This is a genomic window from Micromonospora sp. BL1 (assembly GCF_003667485.1).
GTDB classification, from domain to species: domain Bacteria; phylum Actinomycetota; class Actinomycetes; order Mycobacteriales; family Micromonosporaceae; genus Micromonospora; species Micromonospora tulbaghiae.
This window is the reverse complement of the sequence record NZ_RCVK01000147.1, coordinates 83,909-106,096: the sequence shown is the minus strand read 5'-3', so window position 1 is coordinate 106,096 and position 22,188 is coordinate 83,909. Positions and strand designations below refer to the sequence as shown.

Below are 22,188 nucleotides of genomic sequence, written 5' to 3'. Positions count from 1 at the left end.
GGCCGAGCGGGCGGCGGCTCGCGCGGCGGAGCGGCGAGACAGGGGCAGACGTGGTCCGGGTCGGCGGCGGCGCGGGCCAGCCCGGCCACCTGGGCGGCGAGCGGGTCGTCGGGGTCCAGGTGCAGGCGGCACAGCTCCTCGGCGAGCGTCAGGTGCTCGTGGGAGTCGGCGTACCGGCCGCAGTCGCGTTCCATCGCGCCGAGCTTCGCCAGCATCTTGATGCCGCTGGGGTGGCCGTCGCCGTAGACCTCCCGGTGCAGCTCCCAGGCGTCCTGCAACCGGTCGCGGGCCACCTCGCACTGGCCGCGCGCGTACTCCACGGTGGCCAGGTCGGCGTGTGCGGCGAGGACCCGCTGCGACTCCGGGCCGTCGCGGGCGGTCAGCTCGATGATGACGTCGGAGTAGAGCCGGGCCGCCCGGGCGTCGCTGCCGACCCGGTGCAGCACCGCGGCGAGCGTCGCGGCGGCGGTGACGGTGCGCTCGTCGGAGCGGCCGTGCAGCCGGGTGGCCGCCGCGTACGCGAACGCGGCCCAGCCCCGGGCGGAGTGCGGCTCGCCGAGCGCGACCAGCACCCGGGCCTGGAGACCGGCCGCCTCGGCCAGCTCGGGGGAGGCGTTGCCGGGGCGGGGATCGGCGTCGCTGAGCGCGTCGGCGAGCAGCCGTTCCGCGCCGGTGAGGTCGCCTTCGGACACCAGTTGGTGCGCCTGGACGGTCAGGTCAGCGAAGCCGGAGGACACGCCCCATCGTGCTCGTCCGGCGACGGTATGTACAAGACCCGGAGTGGATCAGTTTGGTCCCGAATCCGTCAGGTGGTCGGCGAGCGTCTCGCTGATCCGGCGGAGCTGGTCGACCTGGGCCGGGCTGAGCGCGTCGAACAGGTGCCGGCGTACCCCCTCGACGTGGCCGGGCGCGGCGGCGGCCAGGGTGGCGAAGCCCTCGTCGGTGAGCACGGCGACCTGCCCGCGCCGGTCGGTGGGGCAGTCCTCCCGGCGGATCCACCCGGACGCCTCCAGCCGGGCGGCGGCGTGGGACAGGCGGCTACGGGACGAGCCGGTCAGCTCGGCCAGTTCGCTCATCCGCAGCCGCCGGTCGGGGGCCTCGGAGAGGCGGACCAGGATCTCGTAGTACGCGTGCGGCATGCCCGCGTCGTGTTGCAGCTCGCGGTCGAGCGTGTCCATCAGCGCCCGGGAGGCGGTCAGGAAGGCACGCCAGGTCCGCTGCTCGTCGGGGTCCAGCCACCGGGTCATGACGCCCATCATATCGCAGATAGTTGAACGCTCAACAAAACCGGGGTACGGTCGACGGCATGGGCATCCACCGACTCAACCACGCCGTCCTATACGTCAGTGACCTGGAGCGCAGCGTCGCCTTCTACGGCGACGTGCTGGGCTTCCGCCGGGTGCCGATGACGCCCGAGGGCTTCCGCGGCGCCGCGTTCCTCCAGGCGCCCGACTCCACCAACGACCACGACCTCGGCCTGTTCGAGATCGGTGCGGCGGCCGGGGCGTCCCAGGCCGGCCGGGCCACGGTCGGGCTCTACCACCTGGCCTGGGAACTGGACACGCTCGACGAGCTGGCCGCGACCGCCGAGCGGCTGTCCGCCGCCGGAGCGCTGGTCGGCGCGTCCGACCACGGCACCACCAAGAGCCTCTACGGCCGCGACCCGGACGGGCTGGAGTTCGAGATCGTCTGGATCGTCCCGGCCGACCTGCTCGACGACGCCGCGCTCGCCGCGCGTACCCGCATCGGGCGGCTCGACCTCGACCGCGAGCGGCAGCGCTACGGCGGGCAGACCCGCGGCGGCGTGGGCATCTCCGTCCCGGTCTGAGCGGGGTTCACGGCCGGGCCCGCCGCGCCGTGCGGTAGAAACGGCACCATGTCGACCGACGCCGTCCTGCGCGAGCTGCTCGTCCGCCAGCTCGACCACTGGCTCCCCGCCGCGCTGCACCGGGCGCGGCGGGCCACGCTCGCGCTCGCGTACGCCGGGGGTGACGCCGCCGGCGCGGAGGAGGCGTTGCGGGTGGTGGCCGAGTTCGCCGACCGGCTGCGCGGGCGGCGGCTGACCGTGCTCGTGGTGGCCGACGACGGCACCGACCTGCCGGCCCGTCTCGGCGCCGCCGAGGCCGCGCTGCCCGCCGACGTCGCCGTGCACCTCGTGCCCGGCGGCCCGGACCGGCTGCCGGTGGCGCTCAAGGCCGCCGGGGCTGCCGGCGCGCCGTTGCTCGTCGTGGCCGACGGCGCCGACCCGGACCCGGCCCTGCTGGCCGCCGCCGCGTCCGGGCGCCCGGCCGAGCTGCTGCTGGTCACCACGCCCGGCCGGTCGCTGCGCCCGGCGCTCACCGGTGCCGGGTTCCCGCTCGTCACCGAGGTCGAGCTGGTGCCCGACGGGGACGGCCCGGCGCGGCTGCTCGGCTACGCCACCGGCTCCGACCGGGCGCTGGAGGCGGTCAAGGAGGCGCTCTGGGCGGTCGACGAATACGCCGGTGTGCGCTACCGCGACCCGGCCGACCCGCAGGGGCGGCTGCTCGACATCTCGCTCGAACCCGAACCCGGCCCGCTGCGCCGGGAACTGCTGGCCGAGCTGGCCCGCTCCGGCCCGCGTACGGTCACCGAGCTGCGCCGCTTCGCCACCACGTCGACCGTCTACCGGGCCGCCGACGCCAACCGGGCGCTCGCCTCGCTGCTCGCCTCGGGCGCGGTGACCCGCGACCCGGAGCACGGCCGGCTCGGCGGGGACGTGTCGATCAGCGCCGTCCCGAGCGCTGGGTCATCTGCTTGACCACTATCGACGCTCCGGTGGCGACCACGCCGATGCTGAACACCATCTGCGCGCACACCGCCACCCGGGCGATCTGCCCCTGGGCGTGCACGTCGCCGTAGCCGACAGTGGTGAGTGTCGTGAGCGCGAAGTAGAGCGCGTCGACCCGGGTGTGCAGGCCGACGAACTCGCCGGGCCGGGTGTTCGCCACCACGTAGTCGCCGAGCGCGAAGACCAGCAGCCCGGCGACCAGCGCGACCGCGAGGCGGGTCAGCGCCCGGTCCTCGTCCCGGCCGGTCGGCTGGTCCCGGACGAGCTGGCGGCGGACCTGGCCGGTGACCAGGAACGCGATCACCGCCACCAGGACCGCGGTGCCGATCGAGCGCAGGGCCAGCCGCAGGCCGTTCGGGTCGGCCTCGACCGGCACGAGGAAGTAGCCGACCAGCATGAGCGCGCAGGCCGCTACGGCCCGCCGTCGCAACCGCCGCAGGAACACGTCCGCCATGCGGCGATTCTCCGGTCGCCGGGACGCCGTGACGGGCGGAACCGCAAACCCGGCCGCAGACGACGAGCGGGGTGCCGGCGGTCAGCCGGCACCCCGCTCGTCGCCCGGGAAAGGTCAGGCCTTGTCCTGCTTCCAGGACAGCGGCCCCGGAAGGTCCACGCGGTGGGCGCGGGTGTTCGAGTTCCAGGACCAGCGGCCGATCTTGATGCTCCACGACGAGAAGCCGTTCTGGGTGAAGTGGAGGATCAGCGGCCCGTACTTCTTACGCTTGCGGAACTGGACGCCCATCGGGGGTGCCTCCTTCTCTCCCTGCCTCTGCAGTCGTCTGCATGCCTTCGCGGCAACGAACATGCCCGGATCGACGATTCGCGAAACCCTGCCCGGTCCGCTCTGGACGGTGGGACTGCCACCCGGCAAAATCTCTATCCAACGGGTAGGTGTTAAGGAGTCGTAAATGCTGGTGGAGGCGGGTCGTAACAAAGCCAGCGACGAAAGTCTCACTGGATGGAAGGGCATTGACCGGCGTGGAGAACGGTCGGCAGCATGAGGGCATGTCGCAGCGGGACGAGCTTCTCCTCACCGCTCGCGTGCACGTCGACCTGGTCCGGCACGCGAGCGCGCTCTGTTGAGCCGAGCGCTCGTCGTTCCCTCTCCGCCCGTCCGTTCCCGCAGCCGGCGCACCGTGGCCCGGCGCGGTGCGGCGTGCTCCCCGGCCCCGCGCGGGCCCCCTCCACCGCATCGTGGACAGATCAGGAGACTCCGCCATGCCCTCGACCCGATCACCGCGGCGTGCCCTCACCGCCGCCGTCGCCCTGCTCGCCCTCACCACCGCCACCGCGTGCGGCGCCGACGCCGCCGGCGGCGCACAGACCAAGGAACTGCGCTACCAGGGTTCGGTGGGCCAGGTGACCCTCCCCGAACTCGCCGCCGACCTCGGCTACCTCGGTGACGTCAGGCTCAACTGGATCGGCAACGTCACCGGCGGCCCGGCCGACATCCAGGCCACCGCGACCGGCCAGAGCGACTTCGGCGGCGCGTTCAACGGCGCGATCGTCAAGCTCCAGGCCGCGAACGCCCCGATCACCGCCGTGGTCAGCTACTACGGCTCCGACGCGCAGACGTACCAGGGCTACTACGTGCTCGACGGCAGCCCGATCCGCGGCCCGCGCGACCTGATCGGCAAGCGGGTCGGCATGAACACGCTCGGCGCGCACGCCGAGGCCGTCCTGCGTACCTGGCTGGCCCGGGGCGGCCTCACCGCCGCCGAGATCGGCAAGGTCGAGCTGGTAGCGCTGCCGCCGGTCAACACCGAGCAGTCGCTGCGCGCCCGGCAGATCGACGTCGCCGTGCTCGGCGGCGTGATCCGCGACAAGGCCGTCGCCAACGGCGGCATCCGTACGGTCTTCACCGACTACGAACTCCTCGGCGCGTTCAGCGCCGGCAGCTACGTCTTCCGCGACGACTTCCTCACCCGTAACCCGGACACCGTCCGGACGTTCGTCACCGCAGTGGGCAAGGCGATCGAGTGGGCGCGCACGCAACCGCGCGAGACGGTGGTGGCCCGGCTCAAGGCGATCATCAGCAAGCGCGGGCGTAACGAGGACACCACGCTCGTCGACTACTGGAAGTCCAGCGGCGTGGCCGAACCCGGCGGCGTCATCACCGACCGGGAGTTCGCCACCTGGATCGACTGGCTGGCCGACACCGGCGAGCTGAAGGGCGAGCGGCCGAAGCCGTCCGACCTCTACACCAACAGGTTCAACGCGGCCGCGACCCACGGCGGTGGCGCATGAGCACCGACAAGATCCTCTTCGACCGGGTGCGCAAGGTCTTCCCGGGGCGGCGTGGCGGCGGCGGCGCGGTCACCGCGCTCGACGGGCTCACCCTCGGGGTACGCCCCGGCGAGTTCCTCGTCGTCGTCGGCCCCAGCGGCTGCGGCAAGTCCACGCTGCTCGACCTGCTCGGCGGGCTGGCCACCCCGACCGGCGGGCAGGTGCTCGTCGACGGCCGCCCGGTCACCGGGCCCGGCCTGGACCGGGGCATCGTCTTCCAGCAGTACGCGCTGCTGCCCTGGCGCACCGCCGCCGGCAACGTCGCGTTCGGACTGGAGGCGAAGGGCCTGCCCCGCGCCGAGCGCGCCGACCTGGTCGCGTACCACCTCGACCTGGTCGGGCTGACCGGCTTCGCCGACCGCTACCCGCACGAGCTGTCCGGCGGCATGAAGCAGCGCGTCGCCATCGCCCGCAGCCTCGCGTACGACCCGGACGTGCTGCTCATGGACGAGCCGTTCGCCGCGCTGGACGCGCAGACCCGCGACTCGCTCCAGGACGAGCTGGTGCGGATCTGGCAGGCCACCGGCAAGACGATCGTGTTCATCACGCACGGAATCGACGAGGCGGTGCACCTCGGCCAGCGGGTCGCCGTGATGACGTCGCGGCCCGGCCGGATCAAGCAGGTCATCGACATCGAGCTGGGCGACCGGGAGGCGGAGGAGGACGTCCGCTCCACCGACGCGTTCCGCCACCACCGGCACCGCATCTGGACGCTGCTGCGCGACGAGGTACGCGCCGCGCAGTCCGCCGTACGCGAGGAGGCCCGCGTTGGTTGACGTCGCCGCACCGCCGGTCCGGCCGGTGGCGCCCCCCGCCCCGGCGGCCGTGCCCGCCCGGCCCCGCCGCCTGCTCGGCCTCGGCGGCCGGGTGCTGCACCGCAGCGCCGCGCTGCTGGCGCTCGCCGCGATCTGGGAGACGGTGCCCCGCGCCGGGCTGGTCGACCGGGTCTTCCTGCCGCCGCTGTCCGAGGTGCTCGCCGCCTGGTGGGAGCTGCTGCGCAGCGGGCAGCTCGCCGACCACGTCGGCGCCAGCCTCACCCGCTCGCTGACCGGGCTGGCGCTCGCCGTGGTCACCGCCATCCCGCTCGGCCTGCTGATCGGCTGGTACCGGCCGCTCGCGGACCTGCTCAGCCCGCTGCTGGAGGTGTTCCGCAACACCGCCGCGCTCGCGCTGCTGCCGGTCTTCGTGCTCATCCTCGGGCTCGGTGAGACGTCGAAGATCGCCCTGGTGGTCTACGCCTGCTCCTGGCCGATCCTGCTCAACACCGTCGCCGGCGTGAAGGGCGTCGACCCGCTGCTGATCCGCTCGGCCCGCTCGATGGGGCTCAACCACCTGCGGCTGTTCCAGAAGGTGATCCTGCCGGCGGCCGTGCCGACCGTGTTCACCGGCGTCCGGCTCGCCGGGGCGTACTCGATCCTGGTGCTCGTCGCCGCCGAGATGGTCGGTGCGAAGGCCGGGCTCGGCTACCTCGTCAACTACGCGCAGTACAACTTCGCGATCCCCGACATGTACGCCGGGATCATCACCATCTCCGCCATCGGGCTGGTGGTCAACCAGCTCCTCGTCGCCGGGGAACGTCGCTTCTCCACCTGGCGCGCCGACGTCACCACCGCCTGAGAGGAACCGCCATGTCCCGGACCCTGCACCTCAACGCCTTCCTGATGGGTGTCGGCCACCACGAGGCGGCCTGGCGGCACCCGCGCGCCGACCCGAGCCGCCTCGCCGACGTACGCCACTTCCAGGAACTGGCCCGCATCGCCGAGCGGGGCACGCTCGACTCGGTGTTCCTCGCCGACGGGCTCGCCGTCGGACCGGCCGTGCGGCACAACATCCAGGCCGTCTTCGAGCCGATCACGCTGCTCGCCGCGATCGCCACCGCGACCGAACACATCGGCCTGATCGCCACCGCCTCCACCACGTACACCGAACCGTTCAACCTGGCCCGCGCGTTCGCCTCGCTCGACCACCTCAGCGGCGGGCGGGCCGGCTGGAACATCGTCACCTCCGCCCAGGCCCGGGAGGCCCGCAACTTCAACCTCGACGACCACCCCGCCCACGCCGACCGCTACCGGCGGGCCGCCGAGTACGTCGACGTGGCGATCAAGCTCTGGGACAGCTGGGAGGACGACGCGCTGGTCCTGGACGCGGCCGCCGGAGTCTTCGCGGACACCGGCCGGGTGCACGAGATCGACCACGCCGGCGAGCGGTTCCGGGTCCGCGGGCCGCTGAACACGCCCCGCCCGCCGCAGGGCCGGCCGCTGCTGGTGCAGGCCGGCTCGTCCGCCGACGGCATCGCGTTCGCCGCCCGGTACGCCGAGGCCGTGTTCACCGCCCAGCAGACGCTCGCCGACGGGCAGGCGTTCTACGCGGCGCTCAAGCGGGCCACCGCCGACGCCGGCCGCGACCCGGAACTGGTGAAGGTGCTACCCGGTATCGCGCCGGTCATCGGGGGTACCGAGAAGGAGGCCCGTGCCCTCGCCGACGAACTGGAGGCCCTGATCGTGCCCGAGCACGCGCTCGCCCAGCTCTCCGGCATGACCGGCCTCGACCTGACCGGGCTGCCGCTGGACGGCCCGCTGCCCGACCTGCCGGACGCCGGTGCCGTGCAGTCCCACCAGAGCCGCTACCAGCTCGTCGTCGACCTGGCCCGGCGGGAACTGCTCACCCTGCGGCAGCTCATCGGCCGGCTCGGCGGCGGACGCGGGCACCGCGTCGTCGTCGGCACCCCGGAACAGATCGCCGACCAGATCGAGCTCTGGTTCACCCAGGGCGCCGCCGACGGCTTCAACGTCATGCCACCGCTGCTACCCGATGGACTGGAGGCCTTCGTGGACCACGTCGTACCACTGCTGCGCCGGCGCGGGCTGTTCCGTTCCGCGTACACCGGGCGCACCCTGCGCGAGCACTACGGCCTGCCCCGCCCGGCCAGCGTCTACGCGACCCGTGAGCTGGTGGCGTCGTGACCACCGTGGACCGGCCCGGCGCCGCCACCGTCGAGCTGCGCCCGGTCGACGTCGACTCGTTCCGCGGCCTGCTGCGCCGCCAGGCGTCCACCGTCACCGTGGTCACCACCCCCGGCCTGCGTGGCAACCGGATGCGGCCGGACCTGCCGCCGGCCGGCTTCACCGCCACCTCGTTCACCTCGGTGTCGCTCGACCCGCCACTGGTCTCGGTCTGCCTCGGCCGCGCCTCGTCGAGCTGGCCCACCGTCGAGCAGGCCGAGCACGTCGCGGTGCACCTGCTCGCCTCCGGCCAGCAGGAGATCGCGCAGATCTTCGCCACCAGCGGCATCGACCGGTTCACCGCCCACCCGGGCTGGACCACCGGGCCGTTCGGCGTGCCGCTGATCGGCGACGCGCTCGCCGTGCTGCTGTGCCGGGTGGTCCGCCGGATCGAGGCGGGCGACCACACCATCCTGCTCGGCGAGCCGCTCGCGCTCGGCGCGGGCGAGGACGGCGACCCGCTGCTGCACCACCGGGGCCGCTACATTACCACGCTCGGCGACTGGCCCGAGGCGTGGTGACCACCGCCGCCGACGAGCTGATCGCGCTCGACCGGGCCGCCCAGGACCTGCTGTTCCGGGCGGCCCGCACGGCCAACGCGTTCACCGACGAGCCGGTCGGCGAAGAGCACGTCCGTGCCGTCCACGACCTGGTCCGGTACGGCCCGACCGCGATGAACGCCCAGCCGCTGCGGGCGCTGCTGCTGCGCTCGGCGGCGGCCCGGGCGCGGCTGCTGCCGTACGTCAGCGCCGGCAACCGGGACAAGACGGCCTCCGCGCCGCTGACCGCGGTGCTCGCCGCCGACGTGGACTGGCACGACCGGCTGCCCGAGCTGTTCCCGCACCGCCCCGGCGCGCGGGACTGGTTCGCCGGCGACCCGGCCGGCCGGGAGGCGCAGGCCCGGTTCAACGCCGCGCTCCAGATCGGCTACCTGCTGGTCGGCGTACGCGCCGCCGGGCTGGCCGCCGGGCCGATGGCCGGGTTCGACGCGGCAGGCGTGGAACGCGAGTTCTTCCCCGGCGGGCGGCACCGGGTGCTGCTGCTGATGAACATCGGCCGCCCGGCGCCGGACGCCTGGCGGGAACGGCTGCCCCGCCTGCCCTACGAGGAGGTGGTCAGCACGCTGTGATCAGCGCGGCTCCCACGCGTCCGGCTGAGCGGTCAGCTTGCGCACGTGGGCCGGCAGCCGGCCGCTGACCAGCTCGTCCAGGCTCACCTCGTCGACCACCCGGCGCACCGACGCGCGCACCGCGACCCAGAGGCGGGGCAGGTTCTCCGCCGCCCCCTCGTACTGCGTCTCCTCGGGGCGCAGCCCGCGTACCCCCGCGAGCGGACCGTCGACGGCGCGCAACACGTGCCCGATGGTGATCTCCCGCGGCGGCCGGGCCAGCGTGTAGCCGCCCTCGGCGCCGCGCTGGGCCCGGACGACCCCGGCCCGGCGCAGGTCCGCCAGGACCGCCTCGAGGAACTTGCGCGGCATGTCCTGCTCCGCCGCGATGGCCTGGGTGGACAGCAGGGTGGGGTACGCGGTGGCCAGGCTCAGGGCTGCCCGGACCGCGTAGTCGCCGCGCGCGGAGATCTGCACAGTGCCATCATGCCTGGCCGCCGGGTGCGGGGGAGTCGGCGGGCGGCCGGGGTCGCACCAGACGGACGGGCAGCGGGCGTTCCCGCTCGGCCCGGAACGTCCCCGGGCTCACCCCGACCTCCCGGGTGAAGAAGCGGCCGAAGTTCGTCGGCTCGGGAAAACCCAGCTCCCGGCCGATCGCGGCGATCGACTCGTCGGTGGCGGCGAGCAGCCGGCACGCCTGCAACGCCACCCGCTCGTCGATCACCTGCTTGGCGCTGCGGCCGGTCACCGCCAGGCAGGCCCGGGTCAGGGTACGCACCGAACAGCCGAGCTGGGCGGCGTAGTCCTCCACCCGGCGGGTGTGCCGGTAGCCGCGTTCCACCTCCCGGCACAGCCGCCGGAACGTCTCCGTCTCGGCCCGGGGCGTCGCGCCGTTACGCGGATGCGGCAGCAGGCTCAGCCGCAGCAGCAGCACGGCGAGCTGGTGGCGCAGCAGCGCCGCGGCGGCCGGCACCAGCGCGTGCCGGTCGGCGTCCACGGCGAGCTGGCTCACCTCGCTGATCACCGCGTCCTCGTCCTCACCGGCGAGCTGGCGGTGGGCGGGCACCGCGTCCGGGTCGACGTCGAGGCCGCGCAGCGCGTCCGGCCGCCAGCTCACCACAGTCGCGTCGAGCTGGGCGCCGACGAACCGCAGCGCCTGGCCGGGGTGCGCGCGCAGCAGCGTGCCCGGACGGCAGGGGACCGGCCGGAAGTCCAGCTCGGCGGTGCCGTGGCCGTGGGTGACCAGGATCAGCAGATCGCGGTCGAGCAGGACCGGGCGGGGCCAGCCGGGCTCGGCGGCGAGGTCGCCGAGCACACCGGTGACGATCTCGTCGGTGCCGGGGCGGAACTCCGGCAGGCCGGTGCGGGTGGCCGGGGAGGGCTGACCGGTAGTGACCATCATCCCGACGGTAACCGGCAAGCCCGCACGTTGCATCTCGACGGTTTCACCCGCACGGGCCGCTCTTGTCGGCAGCCGAGCCGGACGGTTAGGTTACCGATCGGTAAGACCCGGGCCGGCGTGCGTTGCGCACCCGGCCACGCGGCCCCGGCCGACCGGCCCGCGGCCGGGCGACGGCGATGGGATGGGCATGACGGATCTGTTCTCGGTCGACGGCAAGACGGTCCTGGTGACCGGCGGCTCACGCGGCATCGGGCTGATGATCGCGCGCGGCTTCGTCCGGGCCGGCGCCAAGGTGATCATCTCCTCGCGCAAGGCCGACGTGTGCGAGTCGGTCGCCAAGGAACTGTCCGCCGAGGGCCACTGCGAGGCGATCCCGGCCGACCTGGGCAGCGACGCGGGCGCGCTGGCGCTCGCGGAGGCCGTGCGGGAACGCCACGACCGGCTGCACGTGCTGGTCAACAACGCGGGCGCCACCTGGGGCGCGCCGCTGGAGGAGTACCCGGAGGGCGCCTTCGACAAGCTGTGGGCGGTGAACGTCAAGGCCGTCTTCCGGCTCACCACCGCGCTGCTGCCGCAACTGCGCGCCGCGGCCGACGCCGACGACCCGGCCCGCGTGATCAACATCGGGTCGATCGACGGCATCCGGGTTCCGTGGATGGAGGTGTACGCGTACTCGGCCACCAAGGCGGCCGTGCACATGCTCACCCGTGGCCTCGCCCACCAGCTCGCCGGCGAGCAGATCACCGTCAACGCGATCGCGCCCGGACCGTTCGAGAGCAAGATGATGGCGTTCGCGCTGGACGACCCCGAGTCGCGCGCCGCCATCGAGCAGCAGGTGCCGCTGGGCCGCATCGGCCGGCCCGAGGACATGGCGGGCACGGCGATCTACCTGGCGTCGCGCGCCGGCGCGTACCTGACCGGAGCGGTCATCCCGGTCGACGGCGGGATCACCACGCGCGGCTGAGGCGTACCCCGGTTGCAGACGGCCCGGGGCCGCGCGGACTCGGCAGATCCGCGCGGCCCCGGGTGTCGCCGTGTCAGCGACCGGCGAGCAGCCGGTTCACCGCGGTGTCGACGTCCAGGTGCTCGGCCTCGCGGCCGCGCGGGACGACGACGTAGGTCCGGCGCAGGAAGCGCACCAGCACGCTGCGCGGAACCTCGAACAGGGCGTTGCCGTCCGGCGACGACAGCGCCAGCGCGACGAAGTCGCCGCGCGGGGTGGCCCACGGCCAGACCCGCACATCACCGATGCCGGCCGGTTCGTCGAGCCCGGTGACCAGCAGTTCGCGTGCGAACGACCAGCTCACCGCCTCGCCGCCGGCGGACTCGGCATGGAACAGGACATGGACCGCATACGGGTCAGCAGGGTCGTAACGCAGACTGGCACGCACCGGCAAGGCGGTGGCGTCAGGCGCGACGAGCCTTAGCGACGTCTCGACCTCTACGGTCGTCGGTCGGATGACACTCATGGACGTTCTCCCCCCGGCACCGCTGCGGAACGCGCGTGTCCCGCTTTTCCCATACTCAGGTGCTGCTCCTGGCTACGCTCCGCCATACGCTGACTTCACCCAGTGGTGGGAAGGGGTTCCGAAAGCCCCCGGGACCGCCTGGCCCCGCGTAGAATTTCCGGTTCCGCCCACTCCGTCGTTCCGCCCGGCAACGGGTGGTTCAGTCGTCGACTTACTCCGGTAACGTCCAGTCGTGAGCAGGGGTGACGGTCCCGCGCGACACTGGGGGTGGAAATGGTCACGAGGGGCTCCTCGGTGACGTCGCGGACCACGGCCGAATCGCCGAAAGGTGCGGCCCGAGCAGCCGAAAGTCGGGGGTACGAGGTGCCGGTGGAAGGGCGGTCGCAAGGCGCTCTCATGGAGCAGCGCCGGCGGCGACGGGGCTGGCGGGGACGCCTGCACACCACGCTCGACCTGATCCGCGCCAACCCCACCGGCCGGGTCGCCCTGAAGATCTTCATAGGCATCCTCGGCGCCATCGTCGTCACCGTCGGCATCGCGCTGATCCCGCTGCCCGGGCCCGGCTGGCTGCTGGTCATCGCCGGCCTCGGCGTCTGGGCGGTCGAGTTCCACTGGGCGCGACGGCTGCTCGCGTTCACCCGCCGCCACGTCAACTCCTGGACGCGCTGGGTGAAGATGCGGTCGCTGGGCGTGCGCTTCGTGCTCGGGGCGGTCGGGCTCGCGTTCGTGTCGGTGGTGGTGTGGCTGTCGCTCAAGTACAGCTTCGGCATCGACGTGGTTGCGGAGGCGCTGCACTACCTCGCGACGCACTGAGGCCCGGTTTTTGGTCCGGGCGGGTGATCGGGTAGAGTCATGCGCGCTGAGGGCGATTAGCTCAGCGGGAGAGCGCTTCGTTCACACCGAAGAGGTCACTGGTTCGATCCCAGTATCGCCCACGCAGGTCAAAGGCCACTTCCCGGCTTCGGGAGGTGGCCTTTCTGCTTGCGTACAGCAGCTTTGTACAGCAGTTCTCGTCAGCGGCTCAGGGAGTCGCCGAGGCGCTTGAGTGCGTCTCTGGTCTTTGTCGATGTGACCTGCGTGTAGATCTCCATCGTCACCGAGAAGCGGGCGTGCCTCAGCACCTGCATGGCGACTCTGGGATGGACGTCGAGGTCGGCCAGGAGCGTGGCGCAGGTGCGCCCGGCGTCGTGGACGGTGATCGGCTTGACGTTCGCCTTGTCGCATCGCGTCTGCCAGGAGCGTTGGAAGTTGCGCGGCTCGATCGGGGTGCCGTAGCGGGTGGTGAAGACGAGTCCGGTTTCGTGCCACGCCTTGCCGGCGGCTGCTCTCGCCTCGTCGCGTTGTTCGCTCCGCAGTTTCCAGGGCCGTGAGGCAGATGTCGGGCAGGGGGAGCGTGGCGTCGGACGCCTGGGTCTTGTGTCGCGGTGCAGGAGCTACCCGCGTACGCGTTGGAGCTGGCGGCCGATGGTCAGCTCTCCGGCGTCGAGGTCGACGTCCTCCCATGTCAGTCCGAGGGCTTCGCCCTTGCGGAGGCCGGTGACGAGAACCAGGGCGTAGGCGGCGTAGAGCGGGTCGTCGTCGGCTCTCGCGGATTCCAGGAACTTCCGTGCCTCGTCGCTCGACCAGGACCTACCCCGGCGGCGGCGGACCGTGGCGAGGGTGACCGGCACGGCGGGGTTCTTGGTGATGAGGTCTTCGGCCTGGGCGTGGGTGAGGGCGGCCCGCAGCGCGGCCCGGATGTCGCTGACCGTGCGCGTCGACGGGACGGCTTGGCGGCAGCGGCCGACCGCGCAGCAGCGGCGCTTGTGCTTCGGGCGGGCGGCGTCCTTGCCCTGGGCGCAGCACTGGCAGGTCCGGGCGACCTGGTTGATCCAGGTCTGCACGTCGGTCGAGTCGCTTCGCGCCGAGGCCGGGGGAGAGGTAGAGGCGGACGAAGGTTTCGTAGGTGGCGTAGGTCAGGGGTGCCCGGTTCGGCTGGATGATCTCGGTCAGCCAGTAGGTGAGGAAGGTGCCGACCGTCGGCACGCTCGTTGCAACTGGTCCTTGCTTCGCCTGCTGGTGGAGCTTGATCCATTTGTCGTGGACGGCGTCGCGGGTTTTGCCGTAGACGTACTTGCGGGTGCGCCGGCCGTCGGGCTTGGTGACCCAGACATAGGCGGCGAAGCCGTTGCGGTAGGGGAAGATGGAGCCTTCGCCGTTGGCTCGGGTGCGTCCGGGCATCAGGCGGCCTCCTGACGTTCGATCTGCTCGCGGATGTAGTCGTCGACCCATTCGGGGAGGATGCGGCGGTACTTGCCGTCCTTGATGGAGCGCAGTTCGCCGGTGGCGATCTTCATCTTGACCTTGGAGATGCCGAAGCCGAGCAGCACGGCGACCTCAGCGGGGGATTACCAGCGCGGGGTGAGGTCTCGGCTCATGCGGCCACCCAGGTTTCGTGGGCGAGTTCTTCCCGGCCGATGCGTCTGCTCTCGCGTCGCTGCCGCGCGGCGGTGTTGGCGAGCAGGGCGTCACCTTCGGTGAGCCAGCCGGAGCCGAGGTAGGTGAGGGTGCCGACGCTGATCGTGTCGGCCGGTTCGTCGTCCTCTTCGCGGCGGTAGGTGGTGCGGGTGGCGCGGAGCTGGCCGAAGGTGACGGAGTAGCGGCGGGCTTTGGTGAGGAAGTGGCCGCCGTAGCCGAGCATGTGCGGCCAGCGCCGCAGTCCGGTGTAAGCGTTCGGTTTGGTGTAAAGGCTGGCTTGACAGTCGTCGGCGGTTGCGGCGCCGCCGGTTGTTGTCGGTGTGGGTGGGGCGGCCGAGGTGCCAGCAGGCGTCGATGAGGCGGGCGACGTGGTCGGCTCCGGGGTCGGCGTAGTCGTCGATCGTGGCCGGGGTGAGTCGGGTGGAGGAGTGGCCGGTGGCTTCGGTGGCCTTGGTGGCGTACTTGGCGAGGTAGGCGGCCACCTTGCCGTCAGTCAGCTCGCCGCCAACAGTGTTGATGCGTCGGACGTCGACCTGCTCGCCCCAGGCGATCAGCCAGCCTTGCGGCAGGTCCGGGTGCGCGGGTGTGGTGACGGTGATCTGACGAGCGGCGACCTCGACCGCTTCCTCCAGGTCGTCGAGGGTGATGCCGGCCGGTGGCGGTACGAGGGCGTCCGGGTCGTCGGGGTCGACGCCGTCGAGGCGCAGCAGGACGTGGAAGTGCACGGCGGCCCGGCGTTGCATCTCGGCGACCTTGCCGTGCGACACGCGCACGGGCGGCACCCAGCGAACCTTGCCCGAGTCGGTGACGATGCCGACCTTCGGGATGCCGCGCTGACGGCAGCGCGCGGCGACGTTGCGGTCGAACGCCTGCTTGGTGCGTCGCCACAGCTCGCCGGAGAAGTAGTTCCAGACGACCTGGTGGGCGTGGTCGTAGCAGTCAAGGCACAACGGCTGGCCCAGCCGCGGATCGTCGGCGTCGTGGCGGGCGAAGCACGAGGTGGGCTGTCCGTGTGGGCAGGTTCCGGCGTTGCTGCGGGCGTGGCAGGGGGCGGGTCGGCAGTCGCAGCGATGCCGGTTGCGGCAGGTGTGGCGCGCGACGTGGCGGTGGTGGACCGGGCCGAAGGACGGGGCGGTGAAGGTGGCGAAGACGACCGGGTGCCGGCCGACCGAGGCGGGGATGCCCTTGCCGCCGGTCAGTCCGCGACAGACGACTTGGTAGGCGTCGCCCTGGTAGACCCAGGCGCAGTCCCGGCACACCGATTCGCGGCGGTTGCCGCACGCCTTGTAGAGCGTGCGGTCGGGCATTTCGTTGGTGTGCCTCTGGCCGGTGATGCGGCCGGTGTTCTGGTCGACGGCGGCGATGGTGCCGGTGAGGCGGATCGGGCGAGCACAGCCGCCGGCGGGGCGGGTGTGCTCCAGCCACCCGGAGAACTCCGGCGTAGCGGCGCGGTGCAGGACCTGGGCGTCACGACCGGCGGCAAGGCCGGGGCGGTAGGCGGTGAAGATGGCTGTCTCCTCTTGCGGGGGTGGCAGGGACGGGAGACGAAGCACCACCAGCCGTGGACGCATGTCCGCTGGTGGTGTTCGGCGTGTCTCCTGGCACCGCCGAGAGGGCGGCTGACGCCGGAGGGCGGAATCGTGGTCTTGCCACTTCCCGCCGATCGGTCATGTCCTTTCACGCTCGTGGACTTGGTGATGAGGGCCGGCACGGGTGGGGAGCCTGGGATGTCGGCATTTGGCAGGTTGCCGCAGGCTGCCCCCACCCGTGGAGATGTGCGAATCCGGGCCATCGTGGACGGCAGGAGGACCGTGTTGGGCCGATCAGCGGATTCGGGGACCGGCATAGCGGCCGGCGCGATCGAGGGTCGGCGGGAACGTGGCCCGCATCAGCGGCAGTAAGGCCGCTCGGCATCTCCGACGTCGACTCCAGCGATCCGGCGGGAAGGCCGCGCTGGCGTGCTCGACGAGCGCCAGAGTAGCACCGGGTACCGACACGTCAACCCGTCGTAGTCTCGTGCCAATTGCTGGCCCCTTATAGCGGTGGCGATGGCGGCGTGCTGGTTCAAGGATGGTGCCGTGGTTACCGAGAAGCTGCCGGGCGTCGTGCTGGTTGACGACCTGCGCTCGTTCCTTGATGGCCGGGTGGCACACGTTGCGCGCACCAGCAGGGCGGGCATCGAGGCACTGGATCGGCACCGCGGACAGCGATTGGATGAGCTTTGGCTGGATCACGACCTCGGCGAGGACGACACGATCTGGCCGGTCGTTGAGGTGTTGGAGCGGGCCGCGTTTGAGGAGGGCCCATTCGATATCGGCGTCGTGTACGTCCACTCAGCGAACCCCGCCGGCGCCGGAAAGATCATGCAGGCGTTGCGCCGCTGGGGTTACAACGTTCGCTCTGCGGCTGGCTCACCGTTCGTCGGATACCTGGCCGAGGCCGAGTAGCGGCCTGGGGAAGCGGCCGGCTGCCGGCCGTGTGTGAGGACTTTCCTTACGTCTATCAAGGCGGCCCTTAACGGGCCGCACGCGCCGCCGCCAGGGCGCGCGTCCGTCGCTCCGCTGGCGCTCCGACTCCGGCCACGCAACACGCCCGGCGGCTGGCGCGGAAGCGGGAAGCCCAAGGGGCCGCCGCAGAACGACAGGCCATTGACCGATGAGGGGTTGGGCCGGCAGCCGGCCGGGCCGCGCGGCCACGAGCCCTCGCGGCGCAGGGAAGCGCACGCCGGCCGCGTCGGCGAGCTGGCGGCGGTCGCCGGGTACGGCTACTGCGCCTCCGGCGGGGCGCAACGGCTCCAGGATGGCCGGGGCTGCGCCGGTGGCTCACGGCCCGTGGGTGGTTGCGGAAGGCCATCCCGCCTGCCGCCGACCCGGGCAAGCCGAGCAGACCGCCGCCCAGCCCGCCAGCCCTCGTACCAGCCGTCAAGGTCCGCTTGACGTGGCGGGCCGGGCGGCGGCCCGCTCCCCAGTGGGCGGGTCGGCGGCATACGGGATGGCAGGAACCGTGCGTGCCTAAGAGATGTGGTTAACGAAAACGCCTAGGGGGATTGTGGCTAACAGGCCAAGAAGCGAAACGACTCTGCGAGTCCCGGCTGCTTGGCCACCATCCTGAACAATTTCAAATGGGGGAAGCATCCAGTCGGTAATTTTGGCAGTCAGGCCAAGGATCCAAGAGAATAGGGCGACAAATCCGGTGATGATATATACTGGAACTGATTGCGCCGGTTCGGCGTCTACTGCAATTAGGATGGCTGTTGCCGGAACAAAAAAAATAGGCAGCATTAAGAATCGAACGGAATGGCGGCCGCCTCATAAAAGCCCACTTGGGGACGCCCTTCTCCACCTCGTCGCAAATCCGAGCAAAGGAGGCGCGCGCCCATCCGGCGGAGGGGGAAGTCACGATAACGCGAGCCGGGTCGTCGCCCCCGGCGAGAGATGTCTTGGGAGTGCCGAGGCGAACGTGGACACCGTCCGTGACGAACTCCGAGACGCTGCGCATGATTCTGTCGGGCGGAGTTGTGCCGTCGGCCGCAAAGCGGACGCTTCGAGTGCTTCGACGGTCCATTTCGTCAAGGACTGGGTCTATCTTGCCGAAGACTTCCTCGTAGCGGTCTACCACTGTCAGCTCGACTATGTCGGTGACATCGAGATTTCTCAGGCCTTCGAGCTGCCCCGCCTTGACCTTGTAATCTATGAACCGTGACATCGCGTCTCGGTTGACAATGCTGGCTTTTGCCTGCCTTATTATTTCATTGATATCAGTTGGCTCATCTTTCTCTTTTGGCGGATTCTCCCACTCCTCGATCAAATTGAGCGTTTCTTGATCGTATGACTGTCGTAGCTCGGCGAGCGCCTTCGACTTCTCTTCAACAAGCTCCTTGCGCCGCTGGTCAACGATATCAAGTATGACTCGCCCTAAAGCCCGTAGATCGGACAAGTCGCCCGCCCAGCATGTCCAAGTTCGCTTTCGTGAAGTGGTTCGCTCATTCATGATCGACCCTTTTCTGGCGGGAGGTCCGAGGTCCGTCGCATCGATGCGACTCTAGTAGATCCCTGCTAGGCGTAGAGACGGCTGTATGGAGGGTCAAGAAGTCGCGCGGGGCACATACGGGGCACAAGACAGCGCGAAACGTTGGCAACCAACCACCAGGGATGTGAGCCCAGGTAGGGCGGCACCAGCATGCCTAGCAAGCCGGGGCAGGTCACGGGAGGATCCAACTAAGTTCCGCTTCAACTCTTGGGCTTCCACCAAGCAGCGAGGAGCCCCACGACAGCCAGCAGGAACAGGCAACTACATCCTGCGCAGGCGAGTAGGCCGATGGGACCAAAGGTGCCGTACTCCACGGGCTGACCCTAGACGACAGCAGGCAGCCCGGGACGTGCCCGATCCGTGCCCGACGCAGCGGTCAACACCGGCCAACAGCAGGATATTGGACGGCAACCACGTGGACCGCTTGGCGTTTCCCGCCGCCGCCATGGCTGGTCAGCACCTCGACCAGACCGTCCATAAGAGCGATGCAAGGCACCTTCCAAACCGACGGTGCGACCCGTCTGACAGCGAGGCGCGTTACAAGCGAGGGTGACGTCGTGCCGAATTGACCTCGAAGAACGCCAGGGCTCTCCTCGCGGCAGTCAGTCATGGAGATGACGGCTGGCCTTCCACAAGAAATACATATCTGACATCTCGACGGCCTGTTTGTCGTCGAAGAACTTATAGGCTTGAAGGAGGGGTGTTGAAGCCGCAGCGATGCCAGCCGTAACGACGAATGGAAGTGCTGCCAAAGCGCCGAACGCCGTGGTCACAGCCCCCACTGTTAGTCCGGCGGCGGTCTTGAGCGCCAGAGACCTCTTCGACGCATTTAACTTGGCCTCGATATCCGCAATGGACGGCTCGATAGTGTTTCGCCAAACCAGTCCCGCGATTGTTTCCGGGGCGGTCGTCTCATGTTTGTCGATCGTCTCATCAATCGCTTCCACGAGGACGGCTCGGAATCGCTCGAAGTGCTCGTATTCCGACTCGCGGAGCTCAATATTTGCCTCGTTTTGAGGCCGCTCAGAATTGGGATATTTAGATTAAGTGCGACCTGATCAACCCGCGCTCGATCCGCCCCCTCTATCGGCTGATTGAAGAACTTTGGCTGAATCAGATCCGCTAGGGCTGCGTTGTACATGTCAGATGTCGCGGCGTCGACCATCTTCGCCCGTAGAATATAGGAGATGAGGTCCACGGCGGCCTCTACCTTCTTCGGCCGGGTTTTCCTTTCGTAGGCACGGGTCGGCATTCCCGAAAAGAGTGGGTGCCGAAGTCCAACTACCCACGACCGTGGGCCCCGCTGACTGACTTCCACCCCTCCCTCACGACTCACTTCTTGGGCGACGCGTTCTAATTCTCCCTGGTCCCACAGGTGGCCGAGTCCGGATGCGGTAAGTCGTTTACGAAACTCGTCCTCGCCCAATGTTGGTTTGTTGGAAAAAAAATCACGTACTTGTCGAGTCCGATTGATCGGAGATGCAGGAGAAATGGGACGTCAGTATCGAGCCAGATAAGGAGGTTTTCAAGCCAATTCTTATTCTTGGCCTTGTCAAAAAGGGATTTATATACGGTTGCCTGCGGCCCTTCCATGACAAAATAGTCAAAATAGTGTAAGAGCTGTCCAAACTCGTCATCCACTACCCTGGTCCGGCACTCACGCGAGCCGCACATCCCCGATCGGACGTCCATCCCCGTGCCGGCTACCACGGCCCCTTCCAGAGGGCTTGGAATGTATGCAGGTCAGAAGCCCGTCACCGGAGTAACCGGTAACGGGCTTTGGCCGTCTTGCCCCTTAAGTTGGGAGCAGATTGGGAGCAGGGCAGTCGCGTCAGCACGCCGATGGCTACGGCCACCCTTGACCCGACCGGCCACCTCAGTCTTGGCACCCATCCGTGGGTGGCAGCAGTGTGGCTGCGGCATCGCCAGGTCGCCGCGCCTGCGCGCGGGTTCGTTGCGCGGCCCCTGAAACGGGCGAGCTTGTCGGCAAGCCGCGAAGTCAGGCTCCTCGAGGTATGGACACGTCTCGCTCACACGCTCATCACGCCTGAAGTGACCCCTATCGGCCGGACACCTCGATGTCTGTCAGGGACTCTTGGTGGAGCTTCTCGTAGGTGTCGGGGCTGACGTTACCCAGACGGCTGTGCCGGCGGCGAGGGTTGTAGAAGCCCTCGATGTAGGAGAACACTTCCATCTCCAGTTCATGCCGCGATGGCCAGGCCCGGGTGTAGACCAACTCGGTCTTGAGGGTGGCGAAGAACGACTCGGCCATCGCGTTGTCGTAGCAGTCGGCAACCGAACCCATCGAGGCCAGGACGCCGCAGGAGCGCAGGGTGCGGCCGAACTCGAACGAGGTGTACTGCGTTCCGCGGTCGGAGTGGTGAACAAGCTGCTCGCGGGCGGGTCGGCGGTGCTGGATGGCCATGCCGACCGCGTCGAGGATCAGCTCGGTGCGCAGGTGATCGGCCATCGCCCACCCGACGACGCGGCGGGAGTAGGCGTCGACCACGACCGCGAGGTAGAGGAACCCTTCCCAGGTGCGCAGGTAAGAGATGTCGGCGACCCAGAGCCGGTTCGGTGCGGTCGTGCTGAACTGCCGCTGGACCAGGTCCGGGGCGGTTGCGGTCGAGGCGGCTTTGCGGCGGGGCTTGCCGCGTCGGCGCCGGTGGGCGCCCTCGATGCCGGCCAGGCGCATCAGCCTCGCTACCGCTTTGCGGTTCCAGCGGTGGCCGCGCTCGTGCAGCTCTGCGGTCAGCCGGCGGGCGCCGTAGACGCCGCGGTGCTCCGACCAGGCCTGCCGGGTCAACTCGACCCGAGCGTGGTCGTGGCGTTCTCTGTCGGTGGCGCGTTGCCGGCCGGCGCGTAGCCACTGGTAGAAGGCACTGTGGCCGACGCCGAGGAGCCGGCAGAGCAGACGGACCGGGTAGGTGGTCTTCTCCGCGTCGATGAACCGGTACACGTCGGCACGTTTCACCGCTCCGTCTCGCGTGCGAAGAAGACCGCGGCTTTTTTCAGGATCTCCTTCTCCAGCTCCAGCTGGGCGACCTGGCGCCGCAACCGGATCAGCTCGGCCCGCTCGTCAGCGGCCAGGTCGCTGGGCCGGCCGCCGTCGCGCTCCTGCCGCAGCCGGTCGACCCAGTTGCGCAGCGTCTCGTGGTTGACGCCCAACTCCCGACCGACGTCACGGATCGGACGACCGGAGTCGAGCACCAATGCCGCGGCCTGACGCCGGAACTCCTCGGGGTACTTGCTCTGTCGAGCCACAGCGTTTCCTCCTCATCGGCAGGATGCCAAGTCAGGAGGTGTCCGGTATCAGGGGGTCACTTTCACGACTGGCCGTTTACGCACCGGCCGCTGGAACCCACTGAACAAGGGGCGCCGGAAATACCGTCAGCGAGAGGGCCCTGCGCGCGGCCGAGCCACAATCACCTCGCCCCAGATCACCTGGTCTGCGGCAGGGGAGGAGCGGGTCGTAGCCGGTCCACTCTGCTGGGATCTGAGGAGACGCACTAGCATTCCAACGCTCGCATATAAGCAATGTCGGCAATCCGACATCGAGCGGCGTTCCTGTATCCCAGCGCAGTTGCTCCTTCAGTGGCTCGATTGAGCGCTGGAGGAAGGGGCCT

General features: G+C 70.1%; 23 protein-coding genes, 1 tRNA gene and 3 pseudogenes. 13 read left to right on the top strand and 14 right to left on the bottom strand.

Features of this window, described 5'->3' with window-relative positions:
- A partial coding sequence (locus EAD96_RS04595; protein ID WP_147457836.1) for a tetratricopeptide repeat protein occupies window positions 1-737 on the bottom strand: 737 nt, incomplete at its 3' end.
- A 48-nt stretch (window positions 738-785) separates the two neighbouring features.
- On the bottom strand, window positions 786-1,256 hold the full coding sequence (locus tag EAD96_RS04590) for a MarR family winged helix-turn-helix transcriptional regulator (protein ID WP_121683398.1): 471 nt from the start codon (window positions 1,254-1,256) through the stop codon (window positions 786-788).
- Between the two features lie 50 nt (window positions 1,257-1,306).
- On the opposite strand from EAD96_RS04590, the gene EAD96_RS04585 reads away from it, so the two are divergent.
- Entirely contained in the window at window positions 1,307-1,828 is a 522-nt protein-coding gene (locus EAD96_RS04585; RefSeq protein ID WP_120570912.1) for a VOC family protein, read from the top strand.
- A 48-nt stretch (window positions 1,829-1,876) separates the two neighbouring features.
- Window positions 1,877-2,779, top strand: coding sequence for a hypothetical protein (locus EAD96_RS04580; RefSeq protein WP_121683384.1), 903 nt, complete (start codon window positions 1,877-1,879; stop codon window positions 2,777-2,779).
- On the opposite strand, the gene EAD96_RS04575 is transcribed toward EAD96_RS04580, so the two are convergent.
- Window positions 2,745-3,263, bottom strand: a complete 519-nt coding sequence (locus tag EAD96_RS04575) for a potassium channel family protein (protein WP_121683383.1) — start codon at window positions 3,261-3,263, stop codon at window positions 2,745-2,747. The two genes, EAD96_RS04580 and EAD96_RS04575, sit on opposite strands and share 35 nt — an antisense overlap.
- A gap of 114 nt (window positions 3,264-3,377) precedes the next feature.
- Window positions 3,378-3,551: a DUF4236 domain-containing protein gene (locus tag EAD96_RS04570; RefSeq protein WP_064498970.1), complete on the bottom strand. Its 174-nt coding sequence runs from the start codon at window positions 3,549-3,551 to the stop codon at window positions 3,378-3,380.
- 263 nt (window positions 3,552-3,814) lie between these two features.
- On the opposite strand from EAD96_RS04570, the gene EAD96_RS31885 reads away from it, so the two are divergent.
- From EAD96_RS31885 to EAD96_RS04540, 7 genes are all read left to right on the top strand, one after another.
- A complete protein-coding gene (locus EAD96_RS31885) occupies window positions 3,815-3,892 on the top strand; it encodes a putative leader peptide (protein ID WP_349881247.1) in 78 nt (25 codons plus the stop codon).
- A 135-nt stretch (window positions 3,893-4,027) separates the two neighbouring features.
- On the top strand, window positions 4,028-5,056 hold the full coding sequence (locus tag EAD96_RS04565; RefSeq protein WP_121683382.1) for an ABC transporter substrate-binding protein: 1,029 nt from the start codon (window positions 4,028-4,030) through the stop codon (window positions 5,054-5,056).
- Window positions 5,053-5,871, top strand: a complete 819-nt coding sequence (locus EAD96_RS04560) for an ABC transporter ATP-binding protein (RefSeq protein ID WP_121683381.1) — start codon at window positions 5,053-5,055, stop codon at window positions 5,869-5,871. Before EAD96_RS04565 ends, EAD96_RS04560 begins: the two co-directional genes overlap by 4 nt.
- Window positions 5,864-6,712, top strand: coding sequence for an ABC transporter permease (locus EAD96_RS04555; protein ID WP_233585447.1), 849 nt, complete (start codon window positions 5,864-5,866; stop codon window positions 6,710-6,712). Before EAD96_RS04560 ends, EAD96_RS04555 begins: the two co-directional genes overlap by 8 nt.
- An 11-nt stretch (window positions 6,713-6,723) precedes the next feature.
- Window positions 6,724-8,058, top strand: coding sequence for an LLM class flavin-dependent oxidoreductase (locus tag EAD96_RS04550; RefSeq protein WP_121683380.1), 1,335 nt, complete (start codon window positions 6,724-6,726; stop codon window positions 8,056-8,058).
- Window positions 8,055-8,618, top strand: a complete 564-nt coding sequence (locus tag EAD96_RS04545) for a flavin reductase family protein (protein WP_121683379.1) — start codon at window positions 8,055-8,057, stop codon at window positions 8,616-8,618. Before EAD96_RS04550 ends, EAD96_RS04545 begins: the two co-directional genes overlap by 4 nt.
- On the top strand, window positions 8,615-9,226 hold the full coding sequence (locus EAD96_RS04540) for a malonic semialdehyde reductase (protein WP_121683396.1): 612 nt from the start codon (window positions 8,615-8,617) through the stop codon (window positions 9,224-9,226). Before EAD96_RS04545 ends, EAD96_RS04540 begins: the two co-directional genes overlap by 4 nt.
- On the opposite strand, the gene EAD96_RS04535 is transcribed toward EAD96_RS04540, so the two are convergent.
- Window positions 9,227-9,682: an Rrf2 family transcriptional regulator gene (locus EAD96_RS04535; RefSeq protein ID WP_104114498.1), complete on the bottom strand. Its 456-nt coding sequence runs from the start codon at window positions 9,680-9,682 to the stop codon at window positions 9,227-9,229.
- A 7-nt stretch (window positions 9,683-9,689) separates the two neighbouring features.
- The gene (locus tag EAD96_RS04530) at window positions 9,690-10,607 is read right to left on the bottom strand and encodes an AraC family transcriptional regulator (RefSeq protein ID WP_120570904.1); all 918 of its coding nucleotides are present in this window, start codon (window positions 10,605-10,607) and stop codon (window positions 9,690-9,692) included.
- 187 nt (window positions 10,608-10,794) lie between these two features.
- Between EAD96_RS04530 and EAD96_RS04525 the strand changes: the two genes are divergently transcribed.
- Window positions 10,795-11,571, top strand: a complete 777-nt coding sequence (locus EAD96_RS04525; RefSeq protein WP_121683395.1) for a glucose 1-dehydrogenase — start codon at window positions 10,795-10,797, stop codon at window positions 11,569-11,571.
- Between the two features lie 73 nt (window positions 11,572-11,644).
- On the opposite strand, the gene EAD96_RS04520 is transcribed toward EAD96_RS04525, so the two are convergent.
- Window positions 11,645-12,076, bottom strand: coding sequence for an SsgA family sporulation/cell division regulator (locus EAD96_RS04520; protein WP_007457244.1), 432 nt, complete (start codon window positions 12,074-12,076; stop codon window positions 11,645-11,647).
- A gap of 273 nt (window positions 12,077-12,349) precedes the next feature.
- On the opposite strand from EAD96_RS04520, the gene EAD96_RS04515 reads away from it, so the two are divergent.
- Both EAD96_RS04515 and EAD96_RS04510 read left to right on the top strand, forming a co-directional pair.
- Complete coding sequence (locus EAD96_RS04515; RefSeq protein ID WP_187690206.1) at window positions 12,350-12,889, top strand: TIGR02611 family protein; 540 nt, start codon at window positions 12,350-12,352, stop codon at window positions 12,887-12,889.
- Window positions 12,890-12,939: 50 nt separating this feature from the next.
- Window positions 12,940-13,011, top strand: a tRNA-Val gene (locus tag EAD96_RS04510).
- A 78-nt stretch (window positions 13,012-13,089) separates the two neighbouring features.
- Here EAD96_RS04510 and EAD96_RS31440 read toward each other — a convergent pair.
- The 3 pseudogenes from EAD96_RS31440 to EAD96_RS04495 form a co-directional block, all read right to left on the bottom strand.
- A pseudogene (locus EAD96_RS31440) lies at window positions 13,090-13,746 on the bottom strand (site-specific integrase).
- Window positions 13,747-14,295: 549 nt separating this feature from the next.
- Window positions 14,296-14,493 (bottom strand): annotated as a pseudogene (locus EAD96_RS04500) (excisionase family DNA-binding protein).
- A pseudogene (locus tag EAD96_RS04495) lies at window positions 14,490-16,041 on the bottom strand (replication initiator). Before EAD96_RS04495 ends, EAD96_RS04500 begins: the two co-directional pseudogenes overlap by 4 nt.
- Before the next feature lie 570 nt (window positions 16,042-16,611).
- Here EAD96_RS04495 and EAD96_RS04490 point away from each other — a divergent pair.
- A complete protein-coding gene (locus tag EAD96_RS04490; RefSeq protein ID WP_233585445.1) occupies window positions 16,612-16,980 on the top strand; it encodes a cyclic-phosphate processing receiver domain-containing protein in 369 nt (122 codons plus the stop codon).
- A 670-nt stretch (window positions 16,981-17,650) separates the two neighbouring features.
- Here EAD96_RS04490 and EAD96_RS30790 read toward each other — a convergent pair.
- The 4 genes from EAD96_RS30790 to EAD96_RS04475 form a co-directional block, all read right to left on the bottom strand.
- Window positions 17,651-18,523 carry a hypothetical protein gene (locus tag EAD96_RS30790; RefSeq protein WP_147457835.1) on the bottom strand — a complete coding sequence of 291 codons (873 nt, stop codon included), beginning with the start codon at window positions 18,521-18,523 and terminating at the stop codon, window positions 17,651-17,653.
- Window positions 18,524-19,164: 641 nt separating this feature from the next.
- Window positions 19,165-19,509: a hypothetical protein gene (locus tag EAD96_RS30785; protein WP_147457834.1), complete on the bottom strand. Its 345-nt coding sequence runs from the start codon at window positions 19,507-19,509 to the stop codon at window positions 19,165-19,167.
- Window positions 19,510-20,621: 1,112 nt separating this feature from the next.
- Complete coding sequence (locus tag EAD96_RS04480) at window positions 20,622-21,536, bottom strand: IS3 family transposase (RefSeq protein ID WP_121683376.1); 915 nt, start codon at window positions 21,534-21,536, stop codon at window positions 20,622-20,624.
- Complete coding sequence (locus tag EAD96_RS04475) at window positions 21,533-21,826, bottom strand: transposase (protein WP_013289208.1); 294 nt, start codon at window positions 21,824-21,826, stop codon at window positions 21,533-21,535. The genes EAD96_RS04480 and EAD96_RS04475 overlap by 4 nt, the downstream gene beginning before the upstream one ends.
- Between the last annotated feature and the right edge of the window lie 362 nt (window positions 21,827-22,188).